Raw genomic sequence first — 19,652 nt, forward strand, 5'->3', positions numbered from 1 at the left:
GCGCCGTCTTTCAGAGCGTTGAAACGTGTCAGAGGTTCACAACATTGACGAAGCGCGAAGCGGCGGTCTCATCAATTTTCAGGCTGGTGAAGTCGAACAGGTTGCGGTCGGCCAATTGCGACGGCTGCACATTCTGCAGGCTGCGGAAGATGCTTTCGGTGCGCCCGGGAGTCTTGCGCTCCCAGTCCATGAGCATTTCCTTGACCACCTGGCGTTGCAGGTTTTCCTGGGAGCCACACAGGTTGCACGGGATGATCGGGAATTGCTTGAAGTCGGAGTAAGCCTGGATGTCCTTCTCGTTGCAATACGCCAGCGGGCGGATCACCACGTTGCGCCCATCATCGGCGCGCAGCTTGGGCGGCATGGCCTTGAGGGAGCCGTTGAAGAACATATTGAGGAAGAATGTCTCGACGATGTCATCGCGGTGATGACCGAGGGCCATCTTGGTCGCGCCGATTTCATCGGCAAAGGTGTAGAGCGTGCCACGGCGCAGGCGCGAGCACAGCGAACAGGTGGTTTTGCCTTCCGGGATCAGTTCCTTGACCACCGAATAGGTGTCTTTCTCGACGATGTGGTACTCGACGCCCAGCGCTTTCAAGTAGGCCGGCAATACGTGTTCGGGGAAGCCCGGCTGTTTCTGGTCCATGTTGACGGCGACGATCTCGAACTTGATCGGTGCGACCTTCTGCAGGTGCAGCAGCACGTCAAGCAGGGTGTAGCTGTCTTTGCCGCCGGAGAGGCAGACCATGACCTTGTCGCCCTCCTCGATCATGTTGAAATCGGCAACCGCTTCACCGGCCAGGCGACGCAGGCGTTTTTGCAGTTTGTTCTGGTTGACCGTAAGAGTGCCCATGGCGCTTGGATCCGCGAGAGGTGTGTGACGAAAAGCGCGGTATTTTAGCGGTAAGGACGCCCAAGATCCATTTCTGATCGAGGGGGTTTGACAGACCTCGCCGCGATTAGGGCTAGTGTTTACAGCGCAATTTACTCTAAAGCCCTACAGTTTTTCCGGTCATGACTTCCTATACTGCGACTTGAGGTCGCACAACTATCCAGGACCTTTGAGGCCATTTGGCCCGTGGGCGCTCCGATGGGGGGCGATGGTAACAACGACAGGAGTGACTGGCATGATCCATCACGTCGTGGGGCTGTTTACCCATCCCGACCAGGAATGGCGGGAAATTCGTGGCGATAAGGAAGAAAGTATCGGCCACATGTACCTCACTCACACCTTGATTCTCGCGGCGATCCCCGCCGTCTCCGCCTTCATCGGCACCACCCGCGTCGGCTGGGTGATTGGCAGCCGGTCCCCGGTCATGCTGACTCAGGAAAGCGCGCTGTGGATGACCATCATGTCGTATGCGGCCATGCTCGGCGGCGTGGCGGTGATGGGCGCGTTCATTCACTGGATGGCCCGTACCTATGACGCCAGCCCCAGCATGGCGCGGTGTGTAGCGTTTGCCACGTACACTGCGACACCGCTGTTTATCGGCGGGCTGGCGGCGCTTTACCCGCACATGTGGCTGGGAATGGTCGTGGGTACGGCGGCGATTTGCTACACGGTGTACCTGCTGTATGTCGGGCTGCCGACCTTTATGAGCATCGACCCGGACGAGGGCTTCCTGTTTTCCAGCTCGGTGCTGGCCGTGGGCCTGGTGGTGCTGGTGGCGATCATGGCGTTTACCGTGATCGTCTGGGGCTTGGGCGTGGGCCCGATCTATACCAATTAGGCTGATAAAAACCTGGGCAAGGCCACCGCAAGGTGGCTTTGTGCGTTATGCATGACCATTCGGCGCCTGACAGATTCGGAAACACCTGGTTTTGCGGCATACTGGACGTCTCTGGAGATATGTACAGCATGCCCGAGCAACTCAATACCCGCGTCGAAGATTGTTTCCTGCAAGCCGAATCCTTTTTCAAACGAAGCTTCAAACGCCCCCAGGTCAGCCTCAAGCTGCGGGGCCAGAAAGCCGGTGTCGCGCATTTGCACGAGAACCTGCTGCGCTTCAACCCACAGTTGTACCGCGAAAACAGCCAGCACTTCCTTAAACAGACCGTGGCCCATGAAGTGGCGCACCTGATTGCCCATCAATTGTTTGGCGAGCGCATCCAGCCCCATGGCGAGGAATGGCAATTGATCATGCGCGGGGTTTACGAGCTGCCGCCGGATCGCTGCCACACCTATGCAATCAAGCGTCGACAAGTGACCCGCTATATATACCGCTGCCCGTGTGCCGACAGCGACTTCCCGTTCTCGGCCCAGCGGCATGGGTTGGTGAATCAGGGGCGGCGTTATTTGTGCCGGCGGTGCCGGCATACCTTGGTGTACACCGGGGAAACTCGGGTGGAGTGAGGGGTGGTGTCAGTGATTGCCCCATCGCAGGCAAGCCAGCGCCCACACTTTGACCGCGCCGCCTATCAAATGTGGGAGCTGGCTTGCCTGCGATAGCATCCGTGCAGGCACTACCCAACCACCTTGGCCCGCCGCAAGGCGTCTATCCTCTGAGCACTGAAGCCTAACTCGGCGAGCACTTCATCACTGTGCGCCCCCACAGCCGCCCCAATATGCCGAGGCTGCGGCAACCCCTCGGAAAACTTCAACGGACAGGCGATTTGCGCCTGGGTCGAGCCATCACCGCGTGGCACCTGGCTGACCAATTGCCGCGCCTTCAACTGCGGATGCTCCACAGCCTCACTCAACGTCAGTACCGGTTCCACACACGCATCCACCCCGGCAAACAGCTCGCACAACTCGTCAAAGCTGCGTTTCTCAAACTCGACCTGCAATGCCCGCTTCAGTGCTTTTTGCTGTTCCGGCTGGGGAGACAAGCCTTGTGCCGCCAACTCCGGCCGCCCCAATGCCGCGCACAATGCCTGCATAAACGCAGGCTCCAGGCTGCCGACCGACATCCAGCGCCCATCGCGGGACCGGTAATAATCGTAGAAACTGCCGCCGTTCAGCACATGCGTCTCCCAACCCGGCTCCACGCCACAGGCCAGATACCCAGCGCCGGCCATCGCGTTCAAGCTGAACGAGCAATCGGTCATGCTCACATCCAGGTATTGGCCGACACCGCTCTGTTGCCGGGCAATCACCGCTGCGAGCAAACCGACCACCGCATGCAGCGAACCACCGCCCACATCCGCCAATTGCACGCCAAGCGGCAACGGCCCGCTGTCTTGGCGGCCGGTGTAACTGGCCACGCCGGCCAGCGCCAGGTAGTTGATATCGTGCCCGGCACGGTCTTTGTAAGGGCCGGTCTGGCCATAGCCGGTGATCGAAACATAAATCAGCTTGGGGTTGATCGCCTTCAACGCCTCATAACCCAAGCCCAGACGCTCCATCACCCCAGGCCGGAATTGCTCAAGGACGATGTCGTAGTCTTTGACCAGTTCGCGCACGATCTCCAGCGCCTCGACCTGCTTGAGATCCAGCGCCAGACTGCGCTTATTGCGATTGAGGTAGGCATGGCTCGCCGAGGTGCCGTGGTCATGGGGTGGCAAGACCCGCAACAGGTCCATGCGCGTGGGCGATTCGATGCGCAATACCTCAGCGCCCATGTCCGCCAGCATCAAGGACGCGAACGGGCCCGGCAGCAAGGTGGAAAAATCCAGCACTTTGAGCGATGCCAAGGGACCTGACATGGAGACTCCATTTGGGGTTTCGAATGCCCACAGCGTAGGCAGCCTTGAGCCTGGCGGCAATCGTCAGAACAATCACCGCGAGTGACCGTTTTGATCACGGCGGGCTTTTTCGCGGCGGCGGCTTTATGATTGGCTTACGTTTGCTTGCAGAGTGTTCCATGAAGTTTGCGATTGCTTTGTTTTCCGCCGCCCATGCGCCCTCCTCGCGCCGCGCCTTGCTGTTCGCACAGGCAGCGCTTGCCGGCGGGCACGAAATTGTGCGGCTGTTTTTTTATCAGGACGGGGTGTACAGCGCCTCCACTAACATCGTTGCGCCCCAGGATGAGCAAGATATCGCCCGGCAATGGCGCGAGTTCGTCAGCGCGCACCAGCTCGACGGCGTGGTGTGCATCGCCGCTGCCTTGCGCCGTGGCGTGTTGAATAAGGAAGAAGCCACGCGCTATCAACGCAGCGCAGTGAACCTCGACGCGCCGTGGGCGCTGTCGGGCCTTGGGCAGCTGCATGACGCCGCCCAGGCCGCTGACCGCCTGATCTGCTTTGGAGGGCCATGACATGTCCAAATCCTTATTGGTGATCAGCCGCCAGGCACCGTGGTCGGGGCCGAGCGCGCGCGAAGCCCTGGATATCGTGCTGGCCGGCGGTGCATTTGATCTGCCGATCGGCCTGCTGTTTATGGATGACGGGGTGTTTCAGCTGGCGCCACACCAGGACGCCAAGGCCGTGCAGCAAAAAGACCTCGGCGCCAACTTGCAGGCGTTGGGCCTGTTCGGTATCGATGACGTATTCGCCTGCAGCCACAGCCTGGCCGAGCGCGGGCTCGCGCCCCCCGCCAGTGCTCAAGCGCTGGGCAGCGAACAGATTTCCCAACTGATTGACCGTTACGACCAGGTGATTACCCTCTGATGTCGACTTTACATGTGGTGTCCCACTCCCCGTTTACCGATAGCCGCCTCGCCAGTTGCCTGCGCGTTTGCGGCCCCGAGGACGCGATCCTGCTGTGCGGCGATGGCGCCTACGGGCTGCACAATCCGGCCCTGCAGACCAAGGGTGTGAAGGTCTTTGTGCTGGCCGAAGACATGCAGGCGCGCAACCTGCCCCTGCCAGACTGGGCCGACAGCGTGGACTATCCAGGTTTCGTGCAGTTGTCGATCGACTACGACAAGGTCAACACCTGGCTATGAACACCCTGACCGTAGGTTCGCGCACCCTCGAACTGGACAAGGACGGCTATCTCGTCGACCTGAGTCAATGGTCCACCGACGTGGCCAACGCCCTTGCCGCCGCCGAACCCCTGGAGTTGACCGCGGACCATTGGGAAATCCTCGAACTGCTGCGTGGCTTCTACGCCGAATTCCAGTTGTCCCCCGCCACGCGCCCGCTGATCAAGTACACCGCCTTGAAGCTGGGCCCGGAAAAGGGCAACAGCCTGCACCTCAACAAACTGTTCAACGGCACTCCCGCCAAACTCGCCGCCAAGCTGGCGGGCCTGCCCAGGCCGACGAATTGCTTATGACCGACTTTGCCCCGCTGACCCTTGAAACCCCTGCCGAACACCCGTTTGCGCAGTTCGTGCGCATCCTGGGCAAAGGCAAGCGCGGCGCGCGCAACCTCACCCGCGAAGAAGCCCGTGAGGCCATGGGCATGCTGCTCGACGAAGAAGTCGAAGACACCCAGCTCGGCGCCTTCCTGATGTTGCTACGGCACAAGGAAGAAAGCCCGGAAGAACTCGCCGGATTCACCGAAGCGGTACGCGAACGCCTGAATGCGCCGGCGCTGAACGTGGATATCGATTGGCCCACCTACGCCGGGAAAAAACGCCACCTGCCGTGGTATTTGCTGGCGGCCAAATGCCTGGCGCAGAACGGCGTGCGCATCCTGATGCACGGCGGCGGCGCTCACACCGCTGGCCGGTTGTACACCGAGCAATTGCTGGAAGGCCTACACATCCCGTTGTGCCGCAATTGGCAGCAGGTTGAAAGCGCGTTCGAACACGGCAACCTGGCGTTTATCCCGCTGGGTGACTGGGCGCCGCAACTGCAACGCATGATTGATCTGCGTAACACCCTGGGCCTGCGCTCGCCGATCCATTCCCTGGCGCGCCTGCTCAACCCGCTGAATGCACGCTGCGGCCTGCAAAGTATTTTCCACCCCGGTTACCAGGGCGTGCACCGTGACGCCAGCGGCCTGCTCGGCGACAACGTGATTGTGGTCAAGGGTGACGGCGGCGAGGTCGAGATCAACCCCGACACCCTGAGCCACCTGTACGGCACCACCGGCGGCGAAAGCTGGGACGAAGAGTGGCCCGCCCTCTCCGCTCAGCGCCACGTCAAACCCGCGACCCTGGAACCCGAGCAGTTGAAAGCGCTGTGGCGCGGCGATGTCGAGGACAGCTATCCGCAACTGGCCCTGATCGCCACCATGGCCCTGGCCTTGCGCGGCCTCGGCCACCCACGGGTGCAAGCCTTCGAACTGGCCCAGCAATACTGGGACGCGCGGGACAAATCGATTTAATCGATCATTTGCCCGCAGTCTTTGTGCTTTTAGTTCGAACTCATCCCTTTAGACTGGGCTCCAACGCTTATTAGCCAAGGAGCCAGTCATGGGTTTGCTGATCGAAGGACATTGGAAAGACCAGTGGTACGAAAGTAGTGCAGACGGCGCTTTCCAGCGCGAGCAGGCGCAACGGCGTAACTGGGTGACAGCCGACGGCGAGCCTGGCCCCAGTGGCGAGGGCGGCTTCCAGGCGCAGGCCGGTCGCTATCATCTGTATGTTTCCCTCGCCTGCCCGTGGGCCCACCGCACCTTGATCCTGCGCAAGCTCAAGGGCCTGGAAAGCTTGATCGACGTTTCCGTCGTCAGTTGGCTGATGCTGGAAAACGGCTGGACCTTCGACAAGGCCCATGGCTCCAGCGGCGACAAACTCGACGACTTCCAATTCATGCACCAGCGCTACACCGCTGACACCGCCAACTACACCGGCCGCGTCACCGTACCGGTGCTGTGGGACAAAAAGCTCAAGCGCATCGTGAGCAATGAATCCGCGGAGATCATCCGCATGTTTAACAGCGCCTTCAACGAACTGACCGGCAACACGCTGGACTTCTACCCCGAGGCGCTACGCCCGAGCATCGACGCGCTGAACGAACGCATCTACGCCGCCGTGAACAATGGCGTATACCGCGCAGGCTTCGCCACCTCGCAAAAGGCCTATGAAAGCGCGTTTGATGATGTGTTTGCCGAGCTGGATCACCTGGAGCGGCACTTGGACGCGCACCGTTACCTGGCCGGTGAATACCTGACCGAAGCCGATGTGCGGCTGTTCACCACGCTGATTCGTTTTGATGCGGTGTATTACAGCCACTTCAAATGCAACCTGCGGCGGATTGCCGATTATCCGAACTTGTCGAATTGGCTGAGGGAGATTTATCAGTGGCCAGGCGTGGCCGAGACGGTGGATTTTTCGCACATCAAGGGGCATTACTATGCGAGCCACCCGACGATCAATCCGACGGGGATTGTGCCGAAGGGGCCGTTACAAACCTTTGATGCCGGGCATGACAGGAAGCGGCTAAGTGGCAAAGGCGTCCAGGGCTGATCCGAATCATTGGCTATGTTTGAAGGCCTCATCGGGGGCAAGCCCCCTCCCACATTTGGATCTGTGCACACAGGCCAATGTGGGAGGGGGCTTGCCCGCAATGCGGTTAAGGCTCAAACCTGGGATTGCGCCCCTTCAAACCACTTCAGTTTCTCGCGCAACACCACCACTTCACCGACGATGACCAAGGTCGGCGCATGCACTTCATGCTCCGCCACCATGCGCGGCAAGTCCGCCAGGGTGCCGGTAAACACGCGCTGATTGGACGTGGTGCCCTGCTGGATCAACGCCGCCGGGGTATCCGCTGCGCGACCGTGCTTGATCAGTTGTTCGCAGATGATCGGCAAGCCAATCAAACCCATGTAGAACACCAAGGTCTGCGACGGCCCCACCAGATCCCGCCAAGGCAGGTCTGACGTCCCGTTCTTCAAATGCCCGGTGATAAAACGTACCGACTGGGCATAGTCACGGTGCGTCAGCGGAATCCCGGCATAGGCCGCGCAACCACTGGCGGCAGTGATTCCCGGCACTACCTGGAACGGAATGCCATGGGCCGCCAATTCCTCGATCTCTTCGCCACCACGGCCAAAGATGAACGGATCGCCACCTTTTAGACGCAGCACACGCTTGCCTTGCTTGGCCAGATCCACCAATTGCTGGTTGATCTGGTCTTGCGGCACGGCATGGTCGGCGCGACGCTTGCCGACGTAAATACGCTCGGCATCCCGGCGGCACAGTTCAAGAATCGCCGGAGCAACCAAACGGTCATACAGCACCACGTCGGCTTGCTGCATCAGGCGCAGGGCGCGGAAGGTCAGCAGGTCCGGATCACCCGGGCCTGCGCCCACCAAATAGACTTCGCCGGGCGCGTACGGTGGCGCGCCGTTAACCTTCTCGATCAACAAGCGCTCAGCTTCAGCGCCCTGCCCGGCCAACTGACGGTCGGCGATCGGGCCTTGGAAAACCTCTTCCCAAAACGCACGACGCTGCTGAACGTCCGGGTACAAACCTTTGACCTGGGCACGAAAACGCGCCGCCAACCCGGCCAACTGGCCGTAAGTGGAAGGAATCCAGGTTTCCAGCTTGGCCCGGATCAAGCGCGCCAGCACCGGCGCATCGCCGCCGCTGGACACGGCAATCACCAAGGGCGAACGGTCGACAATTGCCGGGAAGATCACGCTGCACAAGGCTGGCGCGTCCACCACATTGACCGGCACGCAGCGACGCTTGGCATCACTGGACACTTGCGCGTTCAGCGGCTCGTCGTCGGTCGCGGCGATAATCAGGGTGCAACCCTCAAGGTCGGGCTCCTGATAACCGCGTAAAATCAGTTCCCCGCCACTGCCCAGTACCAGTTCACGCAACTGGTCTTCGATCTGGGGAGCAACCACCCGCAGCAACGCACCGGCGTCGGCCAGCAGCCGGGATTTGCGCAACGCAATCTCCCCGCCACCGACGACCAACACACGACTGCCGCGCAGGTTATGAAACAGCGGCAGAAATTCCATTTAGCCGATGACCTCAACGCCCGCCATGTAAGGCTTGAGCACCTCAGGTACACGGATCGAACCGTCAGCCTGCTGGTAGTTTTCCAGCACGGCTACCAGCGTGCGGCCTACCGCCAGGCCCGAACCGTTGAGGGTGTGCACCAGTTCCGGCTTGCCGGTTTCCGGGTTACGGAAACGCGCTTGCATGCGACGGGCCTGGAAATCACCGCAGTTGGAGCACGACGAAATTTCGCGGTATTTGTCCTGGCTCGGCACCCACACTTCAAGGTCGTAGGTCTTCACGGCGCTGAAGCCCATGTCGCCGGTGCACAGCGCCAACACGCGGTAAGGCAGCTCAAGCAGTTGCAGGACGCGCTCGGCGTTGGCGGTCAGGCCTTCCAGGGCTTCCATGGAGGTCGATGGCTCAACCACTTGCACCATCTCGACCTTGTCGAACTGGTGCTGGCGGATCATGCCGCGGGTGTCGCGCCCCGACGCGCCGGCTTCACTGCGGAAGCATGGGCTGTGGGCGACGAACTTGATCGGCAGCTGCTTGGCGTCGAGGATCTCGCCGGCCACGATGTTGGTCAGCGACACTTCGGCCGTCGGGATCAGGTACAGATCGGCTTCGCCATCACGGCTGATCTTGAACAGGTCTTCTTCGAATTTCGGCAACTGGCTGGTGCCCATCAACGCCGGCGCCTGCACCAGGTACGGGGTGTAGGCTTCTTCGTAGCCGTGTTCGCCGGTGTGCAGGTTGATCATGAACTGCGCCAGGGCACGGTGCATGCGTGCAATCGGACCGCGCAGCAAGGCAAAGCGCGCGCCGGACATCTTGGCGGCGGTTTCGAAATCCAGGCCACCGGTCAATTCGCCCAGGGCGACGTGATCCTTGATCTCGAAATCAAACGTTTTTGGCGTGCCCCAGCGGCGCACTTCGACGTTACCGTCTTCGTCTTCGCCAACCGGTACCGACTCGTGCGGCAGGTTGGGAATGCCCAGCAGGATCGAGTCCAGCTCGCTCTGAATGCCTTCCAGCTCGACTTTGCCGTCGGACAGCTCGGTGCCCATGCGCTCGACGTCCGCCATCAACGGCGCAATGTCTTCGCCGCGCTGCTTGGCCTGACCGATGGATTTGGAACGCGCATTACGCTCAGCCTGCAGTGCTTCGGTGCGGGTCTGGACGGTCTTGCGCTGTTCTTCCAGCGCTTCGATGCGCGCAACATCCAAGGCAAAGCCACGGGATGCCAGGCGGTCCGCTACGTCCTGAAGGTTGCTACGTAACAGTTTGGAATCGAGCATGTCGGTCTCTCGTTTATCAAAGTTTGGTCAAGGACAGGCCAGCCCAGGTGGCGAGCAGCCCGCCGAACACGCTGATGCCCAGGTAACCGAAGGCTACCAGGGCCTGCCCGCTTTCCAGCAGGCGCAGCGTATCCAGTGAAAAGGATGAAAAGGTCGTCAGACCGCCTACAAAGCCGACAATCAAGCCGGCCCGAATTTCAATCGGCACTTCCGGGCGCAACAGGAACCACCCGTACAACAGCCCGATGATCAAGCAGCCCACCAGGTTGACCGCCAGGGTCGCCGCATAAAAATGCTTCGGCCAGTTGGCGTTGACCCAAGTACCGGTGGCGAAACGCAATAATGTACCAGCGATGCCGGCTACGGACACGGCAAGAATCGTCTTGAGCACTACTTTCTCCGCTGTTTGGGGCTGAGGCGATCGAGTTGGGCGAGGTGATTGAGCTTTTCACCGATCTTCAGCTCCAGGCCACGAGGCACCGGCTGGTAGAACGGCTGCGGCTCAAGCTCATCGGGGAAGTAATCTTCGCCGGCGGCATAGGCGTCCGGCTCATCATGGGCATAACGGTATTCGTCGCCGTAGCCCAGCTGTTTCATCAGTTTGGTCGGGGCGTTACGCAGGTGCAGCGGTACTTCGAGCGAGCCGTGTTCGGCGGCAGCGCGCAGGGCTGATTTGAAGCCCATGTACACCGCGTTGCTTTTTGGCGCGCAGGCCAGATACGTAATGGCCTGTGCAACGGCCAACTCGCCTTCCGGGCTGCCAAGGCGCTCCTGCACCTCCCAGGCCGCCAGGCACAGGCTCAGCGCGCGCGGGTCGGCGTTGCCAATGTCTTCGCTGGCCATGCGCACCACGCGGCGCGCCAGGTAAAGCGGGTCGCAGCCACCGTCGATCATCCGCGCAAACCAGTACAGCGCGCCGTCGGGGTTGGAACCGCGCACAGACTTGTGCAGCGCCGAGATCTGATCGTAAAAGGCTTCGCCGCCCTTGTCGAAACGGCGGCGGGTGTCGCCGAGCAAACTTTGCAGAAGATCGACGCCGATCTCGCTGCCGTCCTCGGCCAGGTCGGAGGCATTCTCCAACAGGTTCAGAAAACGGCGGCCGTCGCCATCGGCGGCGCTCAGCAGAATCTTGAAGCCTTCGTCACTGAGACTGAGCTGGCGCTTGCCCAAGCCCTTGTCTTCGGCCAAGGCGCGGTGCAACAGCTTTTGCATCGCCGCTTCGTCCAGGCTCTTGAGCACATAGACGCGCGCCCGTGAGAGCAAGGCGTTATTGAGTTCAAACGAAGGGTTTTCGGTGGTCGCGCCAATAAAGATCAGCGTGCCGTCTTCGACATACGGCAAAAACGCATCCTGCTGGGACTTGTTGAAGCGGTGCACTTCATCAACGAACAGGATGGTGCGCTTGCCATATTGACCGGCCTGCTGCTTGGCGACTTCCACCGCCTGGCGGATCTCCTTGACCCCGGCCAGTACCGCGGAAACCGTTTCGAAGTGTGCGTCCGAGACTTTCGCCAGCAGCCGTGCCAGGGTGGTTTTACCCACACCCGGCGGCCCCCAGAAAATCATCGAGTGCAGCGCCCCCTGCTCCAGGGCTTCGCGCAAAGGCTTGCCGCGAGCGAGCAGGTGTTCTTGCCCGACGTACTCATCCAGGTTGGTCGAACGCAAGCGTGCGGCCAGGGGCTGAGCAATCGGGTCACTTCGAAACAGGTCCATGGGCAGCGTTTGAAACCTCTGGGCAGGTTATTCCTGGATCACATCGGCACCCTTGGGGATGTCGAACTTGAACTTGGATGCCGGCACCGGCTGGTTGGCCTTGACCCCGGAGAACAGGATATCGGTGCGTTGGCCGACACTGTCGATCAGGCGCATGTTGTTGATCACGCCGTTGCCGAACGACAGGTTCAGGCTGTCAAACAGCGTGTCCTTGGATTTCGGCTTGAGGGTGAACTCGATAACGTTGCTGGTTTGCTTGGAGGTGATCTCGAAGCTGTCGTTGATTTTCGACACGTCGCCCGAGAGCAGTAGCGCCGGGGTCTGGTTCAGGCGCGGGTCCAGCTTCTTGATGGTCGCCTGCTCCAGGTCCGGGTCCCACAGCGTGACTTTCTGGCCGTCGGAAACGATGGTCTGCTCGGACTTCCCTTCGGTATGCCAATAGAACAGCCCTGGGCGCTGCACGGCCATTTCACCTTCGGTTTGCTGCAGCTGGGTGCCACCGGCATCCAGGGTCAACTGAGAGAAGCGCGCGGTGAGGGTTTGGGATTTGTCCAACAGGTTCTTCAGGCTGGCCACGGAGGCCGGATCGGCGTGGGCCGAAACAGCAGTCAGGGCCAGTGCCGGCAACAACAGCATGCGGATAAGACGCATGGGAGTCCTCATTGAGTCGTTAGGGCGAGCCGCGTGCTGCCACGCGGCATGTGATCAGTCGCGCATCTGCCCTGGGGCGATGACTTCACGCGAGCCGTTGGTGTTCATAGCAGTCACGACGCCGGCATTTTCCATGGATTCGATCATGCGGGCGGCGCGGTTGTAGCCGATTTTCAGTTTGCGCTGCACTGCGGAGATAGAAGCACGACGACTTTCGAGCACGAACGCCACGGCTTCGTCGTACAGCGCGTCGGTTTCGGCATCATCGTCGCCACCGCTGCCGCCGTCGAAGCCGCTGCCGGCTTCTTCAACGCCCGCGAGGATCTCGTCGTTGTATTCCGGTGCGCCGCGCAGCTTCCAGGCTTCCACCACGCGGTGCACTTCGTCATCGGACACAAAGGCGCCATGGACACGAATCGGCAGGCTGGTGCCCGGCGGCATGTAAAGCATGTCACCGTGACCGAGCAATTGCTCGGCGCCGCCCTGGTCGATGATGGTACGCGAGTCGATCTTGCTGGAGACCTGGAACGCCATCCGCGTCGGGATGTTGGCCTTGATCAGACCCGTGATGACATCCACCGACGGTCGCTGGGTAGCGAGAATCAAGTGAATACCGGCGGCCCGCGCCTTCTGGGCGATACGTGCAATCAGTTCTTCAACCTTCTTGCCGACGATCATCATCATGTCGGCAAACTCATCGACCACCACCACGATGGTCGGCAGCTTGGTCAGCAGCGGCGCTTCGTCGTGAATGCTTTCGCGCTTGTACAAAGGGTCAGTCAGCGGTGTGCCGGCGTCCTGGGCTTCCTTGACCTTGGCGTTGAAGCCCGACAGGTTACGCACGCCCATCTTCGCCATGAGCTTGTAGCGGCGCTCCATCTCGGCGACGCTCCAGCGCAGCGCGTTGGCGGCGTCCTTCATGTCGGTCACGACCGGGCACAACAGGTGCGGAATGCCTTCGTAGATCGACAACTCCAACATCTTCGGGTCGATCATGATCAGCTTGGCGTCATCGGGGCCGGACTTGAACAGGATCGACAGGATCATCGCGTTCACACCCACCGACTTACCGGAACCCGTCGTACCGGCAACCAGCAAGTGCGGCATTTTCGCCAGGTCAGTAATCACCGGCTTGCCGCCGATGTCATGGCCCAGGGCCAAGGTGACCGGCGATTTGAAGTTGTCGTATTCCGGGGTCGACAGCACCTCGGAGAAGCGCACGATCTGGCGGTCTTCGTTGGGAATCTCGATACCGACGGTGGTCTTGCCGGGAATCACTTCCACCACCCGCACACTGGTTACGGCCAGGGAACGTGCCAGGTCTTTCGCCAGGTTGGAAATACGGCTGACCTTGACGCCAGCGGCCGGCTGGATCTCGTAACGGGTAATGACCGGGCCTGGGTGGATCGAATCCACGGTGACTTCGACGCCGAATTCCTTGAGTTTGATTTCCAGCAGATGGCCTACGGCCGCCAGCGACTCCGGGGAATAGTTGAGCTGTTTCTTTTCGGCCGGGTCGAGAATCGAGATCGGCGGCAAGGTGCCTTCGACGGCGCTGTCGACAAACAACGGCGCCTGCTTCTCTTTCTGCACGCGTGCACTGGGCTCGGGCGCCTTGGCCGGCGCTGGCGTAATCACTGGCGGTACCTGCTTCTCGCGATCCGACATGTGCTTGCTCAGGGCCTGTTCGCGTTCGATCAGGCGCTCCTTGACCTTGGCTTGCTCACGCCGGTCCGGTGTGCTCGGGGCCACCACTTCGTTGACACGGGTATCGACCTCGCGCAGTTGCGCAACCATGCGTTTGCGATCAACCCGGGCCGACCACCAGCGGTTGGCGGCGCCCTGAAACAGCTCGAGCAGGTCGAGCGTGATCTTGCCGGTCACGTCCATCACCTTGAACCACGACAAGTCGGTGAACACGGTAAGACCAAACAGGAACAGCGCGATAAACATCAAGGTGCTGCCCTGGATATTCAGGGTCTTGCGCGCCAGGTCGCCAAGGCTTTCGCCCAGCGCCCCGCCCGCGCCCGCCGGCAGGCCGGTGGGTGCGTGGAAATGAATATGCGCCAGCGCCGCGCCGGAGAGCACCAGGAACACCAGGCCGATCAGGCGCCAGGAGAACAGCCAGCCGCTCCACTGCCACGGCTCGTGACGCTGGCGGAAGATCTGCCAGGTCTTGATCGCCAGCAGCAGCGGGAAGATGTAGGCAAAGTAGCCCAGCACCATAAACAGAATATCGGCGCTGTAGGAACCGGCGGGGCCGCCGAAGTTCTGCACGTCTTCGATCTTGCTGTTGTGGCTCCAGCCCGGATCGTCCTTGCCATAGGTGAGCAAGGCCATCATCAGGAACAGGCACAGGGCGCCAATGGCGATCAGCGCACCTTCCTTGAGTCGGTAGTGCAGGTGCTGACGCCAGGCCGGCACGACTGCTGCTTTAGGTGTTGCGGTGGATTTCTTCAAAACGGGTCTTTTCCTGCGCCTTTAGCGCGTCCATCTGTTGAATGACTGCAAATACTGCCCAATCCGAGCAGCTGAAAAATGAACGAGCGTCGTTGAATCTACTTTTTAACACCGGATGATGGATCGATGAAATGACGATCACGCCATAATGGCCACATTGTACGGGTTTGCGTCGGCGATGCCACGTACTTGCCCTTCACCCGGCAGCCTAGACAATTGAAGCGTCACAGCCTGTTCAATTTGAGCATGCATTGCCTTTGCTGACAAAGGCTTATGAGCTGTATTTAGCAAACCAGGCAAGCTTGGCCATTGGCCTCCACGGCACAGACCCGATTACGACCGCGCCTCAGGCGTAGAGTTGCAGAAACACCCGCTCACGCTAATCCCGTTCAATGCCCTATTCGGGCTGGCCCCACAGCGCTGTGTCGACAATAATCAGCACTCTTGCGGCAGGCGACTCACCTGCCACTCCCCTCCCCTTCCGTAAGCCTGGATGCCATGCTGACCTGGTTGCAACGCGATTCCCTGACTTTTCCGCCACTGGCCAAGGCCATGCGCGAACCCAATGGCTTACTGGCCGCCGGTGGCGACCTGTCGGCCGAACGACTGGTCCAGGCCTATCGCCATGGCTGCTTTCCGTGGTTCTCTGAAGGCCAGCCCATTCTCTGGTGGTCTCCAGACCCGCGCACGGTGATATTCCCCGACGAATTGCATGTTTCGCGCAGCCTCGGCAAATTATTGCGCCAGCAGCGGTATACCGTGACATTCGACCAGGACTTCGCCGCCGTCATCCAGGCGTGCGCCGCGCCGCGCAGCTATGCGGACGGCACGTGGATCACCGAGGGCATCCAGAACGCCTACCTGGAGCTGCACCAGCGCGGCTACGCGCACTCGGTGGAAGTTTGGGATGAAGGGCAGTTGGTCGGCGGCCTTTACGGCCTGGCGATGGGCCAATTATTTTTTGGCGAATCCATGTTCAGCCGCGCCGACAATGCCTCCAAGTTCGGCTTTGCCACACTGACCCGTCAGCTACAGGCCTGGGGCTTTGTGCTGATCGACTGCCAAATGCCCAATGATCACTTGCACAGTCTTGGCGCCCGCGCCATACCGCGCAGTGATTTCGCTGAGTTCCTGCGCAACCATTTGGACCAAAGCAGCTCTGGACCGTGGGTTTCCTAGGCGACTTCCTTGCACCTGGCTTACACTTATTTCAAAGCTTATCCCGAGGGTTGATCATGACCGAGCTGGCGCGCTTGAAGTTTTATGCCACTCAAGCCCACTCCTGCAGCTATCTGCCCGACGAGCAGGCCACCACGCTGTTCCTCGACCCCAGCCAGCCCATGGATGTGCATGTGTATGCCGACCTTTCAGAGATGGGTTTTCGGCGCAGCGGTGATCACCTGTACCGTCCGCATTGCCAGAACTGCAATGCCTGCGTACCGGCACGCATCCCGGTCGCGCAGTTTTTGCCGGACCGCAACCAGAAACGCATCCTCAAGCGCAATGCCGACCTGACAGTCACCGCCACCAAACCGCACTTCAGCGAAGAATATTTCGATCTTTACCAACGCTACATCGAGCAGCGTCATGCCGACGGCGACATGTTTCCGCCCAGCCGCGATCAGTTTTCGACATTTCTGGTGCGCGACTTGCCCTTCTGCCGCTTCTACGAGTTCCGCCTGGACGGGCGCCTGCTGGCGGTCGCCGTAACCGACCTGCTGCCCAACGGCCTGTCGGCGGTGTACACCTTCTATGAACCCATGGAAGAACGTCGCAGTCTCGGGCGCTTCGCCATTCTCTGGCAAATCGGTGAAGCCCTGCGCCTGGAACTGGAAGCGGTGTACCTCGGATACTGGATCAAGAACTGCAAAAAGATGAACTACAAGACCCAATATCGGCCCATTGAGCTACTGATTAATCAAAGATGGGTAACGCTTAACTAGAACCCCTTGGCTTGAACACCCTTTTTCGGGCACAATGCACGCCGCTTTTGCCTGGCGCAGTTGCACCGGGCCATTCACTGGATACCGAGGGCTTTACTGCATGTCGAAAGAAGACAGCTTCGAAATGGAAGGCACTGTCGTCGACACCCTGCCCAACACCATGTTTCGTGTGGAGTTGGAAAATGGGCACGTCGTAACCGCGCATATCTCCGGCAAGATGCGCAAGAATTACATTCGTATTCTTACCGGTGACAAAGTGCGCGTCGAGCTGACGCCCTATGACTTGAGCAAAGGGCGCATCACTTACCGCGCCCGTTAATCAAGTCAATACAAGACGCCCGGTTATGCCGGGCGTTTTTGTGTGCGAGCTATTTGCCTGACACTGCAAACCCTGTGGGAGGGGAGACTTGCTCCCGATAGCGGCAGGCCAGTCAATATATTCAGCGACTGACCCACCGTCATCGGGAGCAAGCCCCTCCCACATTTGATTTTCAGTGGTTGGAACAGACAGCAAAAAGGCGCCTTTCGGCGCCTTTTTGCTGTGTTGCAGTCAGCTATCAGGCCATTTCGGCCGTGGTTTCGAACTCGAAGGTCAACTCGCCATCCTTCAAGTCGATGTGTACCACACCGCCATGATCGGAAAGCTCGCCAAACAGGATCTCTTCGGCCAGTGGCCGCTTGATCTTGTCCTGGATCAGACGCGCCATTGGGCGAGCGCCCATTGCCGAATCGTAGCCACCCTGTGCCAGCCAATTGCGCGCCGCGTCTGTCACGTCCAGCTGCACGCGCTTGTCTTCCAACTGCGCTTGAAGCTCGGTAAGGAACTTGTCCACCACGCTTTTGATGACCTCATGGCTGAGGCGACCAAACTGGATAATGGTGTCCAGACGGTTGCGGAACTCCGGCGTGAAGCTCTTCTTGATCACTTCCATCGCATCAGAGGAGTGATCCTGATGCGTAAAGCCGATAGAGGCTCGCGCAGCGGTTTCAGCACCCGCGTTGGTGGTCATGATCACGATGACATTGCGGAAGTCCGCCTTGCGCCCGTTGTTGTCGGTCAGGGTCCCGTGGTCCATGACCTGCAGCAGCAGGTTGAAGACTTCCGGGTGGGCCTTCTCGATTTCATCGAGCAGCAATACACAATGCGGCTGCTTGGTGATCGCCTCGGTCAACAGACCGCCCTGATCGAAACCCACATAACCTGGAGGCGCACCGATCAGGCGCGACACGGTGTGGCGCTCCATGTATTCGGACATGTCGAAGCGCACCAGCTCGATACCCATGGCCTTGGCCAACTGCCGCGCCGCTTCGGTCTTGCCGACGCCGGTAGGGCCTGCAAACAGGAACGAACCGACCGGCTTGTCCGGCGACTTGAGGCCCGCACGCGACAACTTGATCGCTGTGGACAGCGCGTCGATGGCCGCATCCTGACCGAACACGGTCAGCTTGAGGTCGCGCTCTAGATTACGCAGCAGCTCTTTGTCGGAACTGTTGACGTGTTTTGGCGGAATCCGCGCGATCTTCGCCACGATATCCTCGACTTGAGGCACGTCGATGCGTTTCACGCGTTTCTCGACCGGCTGCAGGCGCTGGTAGGCCCCTGCTTCGTCGATCACGTCGATCGCCTTGTCCGGCATGTGGCGATCATTGATGTAGCGCGACGCCAGCTCAGCAGCCGCTCGCAACGCCTCATCGGTGTACTCGATGCCATGGTGCGCTTCAAAACGCCCCTTGAGCCCGCGCAGGATGCTGATGGTGTCTTCAACCGAAGGCTCGGACACGTCGACTTTCTGGAAGCGACGCGCCAGGGCGCGGTCTTTTTCGAAGATCCCGCGAAACTCCTGGAACGTGGTCGAACCAATGCAGCGGATATCACCCGACGACAACAATGGCTTGAGCAGGTTGGAGGCGTCCATCACCCCACCGGATGCCGCACCGGCACCAATGATGGTGTGGATCTCATCGATAAACAGGATCGCTTGCGGGCGTTTTTTCAGCTCGCCGAGCAGCGCCTTGAAGCGCTTCTCGAAATCGCCACGGTACTTGGTCCCGGCGAGCAACGCGCCGAGATCAAGGGAGTAGACGACGCTGTTGGCCAGCAAGTCAGGCACCTGGTTATCAACAATGCGCTTGGCCAGGCCTTCGGCGATCGCGGTTTTACCCACGCCAGCCTCACCCACCAGCAACGGATTGTTCTTGCGACGACGCGCGAGGATCTGCGCTACACGCTCAACCTCAAGCTCACGCCCCACCAGCGGATCGATCCGCCCCTGGCGCGCCAGTTCATTGAGGTTACTGGCATAGGCATCCAGTGGATTGCCCGAAGAAGAAGACTCACCGCCCTCGTCGTCCTGCATATCCTGCTCACCCTCGGAATGATCGCCGTGCCCAGGCACCTTGGAGATACCGTGGGCGATGTAGTTGACGACATCAATACGGGCAACGCTCTGCTGTTTCAGCAGGAACACTGCCTGGCTTTCCTGTTCGCTGAAAATCGCCACAAGCACGTTGGCACCCGTGACTTCACGCTTACCGGAGCTCTGTACGTGGAACACAGCACGCTGCAATACCCGCTGAAAGCCCAGCGTCGGCTGGGTCTCACGGTCCTCGTCATGCACGGGGATCAGTGGCGTGGTGGAGTCGATAAACTCCTGCAGGTCATGCTTGAGTTTGTCGAGGTTGGCGCCGCACGCACGCAGAACGGTGGCGGCAGCTTCGTTATCCAAAAGTGCCAGCAGCAGGTGTTCGACGGTCATGAATTCATGACGCTTCGAACGAGCCTCCTTGAAGGCAAGATTGAGAGTGACTTCGAGCTCGCGGTTTAACATAGCTTCACCTCATACCCAAGTGGTCGGC

Annotated in this window: 20 protein-coding genes; 11 read left to right on the forward strand and 9 right to left on the reverse strand. The window is 60.1% G+C overall.

The genetic code is table 11. The features are described from left to right. Positions 1-28: 28 nt before the first annotated feature. Positions 29-853 (reverse strand): tRNA 2-thiocytidine(32) synthetase TtcA, encoded by an 825-nt coding sequence (gene ttcA / locus A7J50_RS17045; protein ID WP_064452878.1) that lies wholly within the window; start codon positions 851-853, stop codon positions 29-31. Positions 854-1,127: 274 nt separating this feature from the next. On the opposite strand from ttcA, the gene A7J50_RS17050 reads away from it, so the two are divergent. Together A7J50_RS17050 and A7J50_RS17055 are read left to right on the forward strand one after the other, a co-directional pair. Then, positions 1,128-1,730 (forward strand): Yip1 family protein, encoded by a 603-nt coding sequence (locus A7J50_RS17050; RefSeq protein ID WP_064452879.1) that lies wholly within the window; start codon positions 1,128-1,130, stop codon positions 1,728-1,730. A 128-nt stretch (positions 1,731-1,858) separates the two neighbouring features. Further along, positions 1,859-2,353, forward strand: coding sequence for a SprT family zinc-dependent metalloprotease (locus A7J50_RS17055; protein ID WP_064454959.1), 495 nt, complete (start codon positions 1,859-1,861; stop codon positions 2,351-2,353). Between the two features lie 110 nt (positions 2,354-2,463). Here A7J50_RS17055 and A7J50_RS17060 read toward each other — a convergent pair whose 3' ends face one another. Then, positions 2,464-3,645, reverse strand: a complete 1,182-nt coding sequence (locus A7J50_RS17060; RefSeq protein WP_064452880.1) for a CaiB/BaiF CoA transferase family protein — start codon at positions 3,643-3,645, stop codon at positions 2,464-2,466. 158 nt (positions 3,646-3,803) lie between these two features. On the opposite strand from A7J50_RS17060, the gene tusD reads away from it, so the two are divergent. The 6 genes from tusD (at position 3,804) to A7J50_RS17090 (ending at position 7,240) form a co-directional block, all read left to right on the forward strand. Then, positions 3,804-4,196 carry a sulfurtransferase complex subunit TusD gene (gene tusD, locus A7J50_RS17065; RefSeq protein ID WP_053256815.1) on the forward strand — a complete coding sequence of 131 codons (393 nt, stop codon included), beginning with the start codon at positions 3,804-3,806 and terminating at the stop codon, positions 4,194-4,196. 1 nt (position 4,197) lies between these two features. Next, entirely contained in the window at positions 4,198-4,548 is a 351-nt protein-coding gene (gene tusC, locus A7J50_RS17070) for a sulfurtransferase complex subunit TusC (protein WP_064452881.1), read from the forward strand. Continuing rightward, positions 4,548-4,826, forward strand: a complete 279-nt coding sequence (tusB, locus tag A7J50_RS17075) for a sulfurtransferase complex subunit TusB (protein WP_064452882.1) — start codon at positions 4,548-4,550, stop codon at positions 4,824-4,826. Before tusC ends, tusB begins: the two co-directional genes overlap by 1 nt. Then, entirely contained in the window at positions 4,823-5,158 is a 336-nt protein-coding gene (locus A7J50_RS17080; protein WP_064452883.1) for a TusE/DsrC/DsvC family sulfur relay protein, read from the forward strand. The genes tusB and A7J50_RS17080 overlap by 4 nt, the downstream gene beginning before the upstream one ends. Next, positions 5,155-6,156 (forward strand): glycosyl transferase family protein, encoded by a 1,002-nt coding sequence (locus tag A7J50_RS17085; protein ID WP_064452884.1) that lies wholly within the window; start codon positions 5,155-5,157, stop codon positions 6,154-6,156. The genes A7J50_RS17080 and A7J50_RS17085 overlap by 4 nt, the downstream gene beginning before the upstream one ends. Before the next feature lie 88 nt (positions 6,157-6,244). Next, on the forward strand, positions 6,245-7,240 hold the full coding sequence (locus A7J50_RS17090) for a glutathione S-transferase family protein (protein ID WP_064452885.1): 996 nt from the start codon (positions 6,245-6,247) through the stop codon (positions 7,238-7,240). A gap of 113 nt (positions 7,241-7,353) precedes the next feature. On the opposite strand, the gene cysG is transcribed toward A7J50_RS17090, so the two are convergent. Genes cysG through A7J50_RS17120 form a run of 6 tightly spaced genes read right to left on the reverse strand, consistent with a single transcriptional unit; the run spans position 7,354 to position 14,853 of the window. Then, positions 7,354-8,748, reverse strand: coding sequence for a siroheme synthase CysG (gene cysG, locus A7J50_RS17095; RefSeq protein ID WP_064452886.1), 1,395 nt, complete (start codon positions 8,746-8,748; stop codon positions 7,354-7,356). After that, positions 8,749-10,029 carry a serine--tRNA ligase gene (gene serS, locus A7J50_RS17100; RefSeq protein WP_064452887.1) on the reverse strand — a complete coding sequence of 427 codons (1,281 nt, stop codon included), beginning with the start codon at positions 10,027-10,029 and terminating at the stop codon, positions 8,749-8,751. Between the two features lie 16 nt (positions 10,030-10,045). Further along, the gene (crcB, locus tag A7J50_RS17105) at positions 10,046-10,420 is read right to left on the reverse strand and encodes a fluoride efflux transporter CrcB (RefSeq protein WP_024076158.1); all 375 of its coding nucleotides are present in this window, start codon (positions 10,418-10,420) and stop codon (positions 10,046-10,048) included. Further along, positions 10,420-11,742: a replication-associated recombination protein A gene (locus tag A7J50_RS17110; RefSeq protein WP_064452888.1), complete on the reverse strand. Its 1,323-nt coding sequence runs from the start codon at positions 11,740-11,742 to the stop codon at positions 10,420-10,422. Before A7J50_RS17110 ends, crcB begins: the two co-directional genes overlap by 1 nt. Before the next feature lie 27 nt (positions 11,743-11,769). Beyond that, on the reverse strand, positions 11,770-12,393 hold the full coding sequence (gene lolA, locus A7J50_RS17115; protein WP_064452889.1) for an outer membrane lipoprotein chaperone LolA: 624 nt from the start codon (positions 12,391-12,393) through the stop codon (positions 11,770-11,772). Between the two features lie 54 nt (positions 12,394-12,447). Beyond that, positions 12,448-14,853 (reverse strand): DNA translocase FtsK, encoded by a 2,406-nt coding sequence (locus A7J50_RS17120; RefSeq protein ID WP_064452890.1) that lies wholly within the window; start codon positions 14,851-14,853, stop codon positions 12,448-12,450. A 498-nt stretch (positions 14,854-15,351) separates the two neighbouring features. Here A7J50_RS17120 and aat point away from each other — a divergent pair, with 498 nt between their 5' ends. The 3 genes from aat to infA all read left to right on the forward strand — a co-directional run bounded on the left by aat (position 15,352) and on the right by infA (position 17,115). Continuing rightward, complete coding sequence (gene aat, locus A7J50_RS17125) at positions 15,352-16,032, forward strand: leucyl/phenylalanyl-tRNA--protein transferase (protein ID WP_064452891.1); 681 nt, start codon at positions 15,352-15,354, stop codon at positions 16,030-16,032. Between the two features lie 56 nt (positions 16,033-16,088). After that, positions 16,089-16,796, forward strand: a complete 708-nt coding sequence (locus tag A7J50_RS17130; RefSeq protein ID WP_053256827.1) for an arginyltransferase — start codon at positions 16,089-16,091, stop codon at positions 16,794-16,796. 100 nt (positions 16,797-16,896) lie between these two features. After that, positions 16,897-17,115, forward strand: a complete 219-nt coding sequence (gene infA, locus A7J50_RS17135) for a translation initiation factor IF-1 (RefSeq protein WP_002553999.1) — start codon at positions 16,897-16,899, stop codon at positions 17,113-17,115. Between the two features lie 238 nt (positions 17,116-17,353). Here the strand turns inward: infA and clpA are convergent, their stop codons facing one another. Then, positions 17,354-19,624 carry an ATP-dependent Clp protease ATP-binding subunit ClpA gene (clpA, locus tag A7J50_RS17140; RefSeq protein ID WP_064452892.1) on the reverse strand — a complete coding sequence of 757 codons (2,271 nt, stop codon included), beginning with the start codon at positions 19,622-19,624 and terminating at the stop codon, positions 17,354-17,356. Between the last annotated feature and the right edge of the window lie 28 nt (positions 19,625-19,652).

Origin of the sequence: Pseudomonas antarctica (assembly GCF_001647715.1) — a bacterium.
Lineage (GTDB): Bacteria > Pseudomonadota > Gammaproteobacteria > Pseudomonadales > Pseudomonadaceae > Aquipseudomonas > Aquipseudomonas antarctica_A.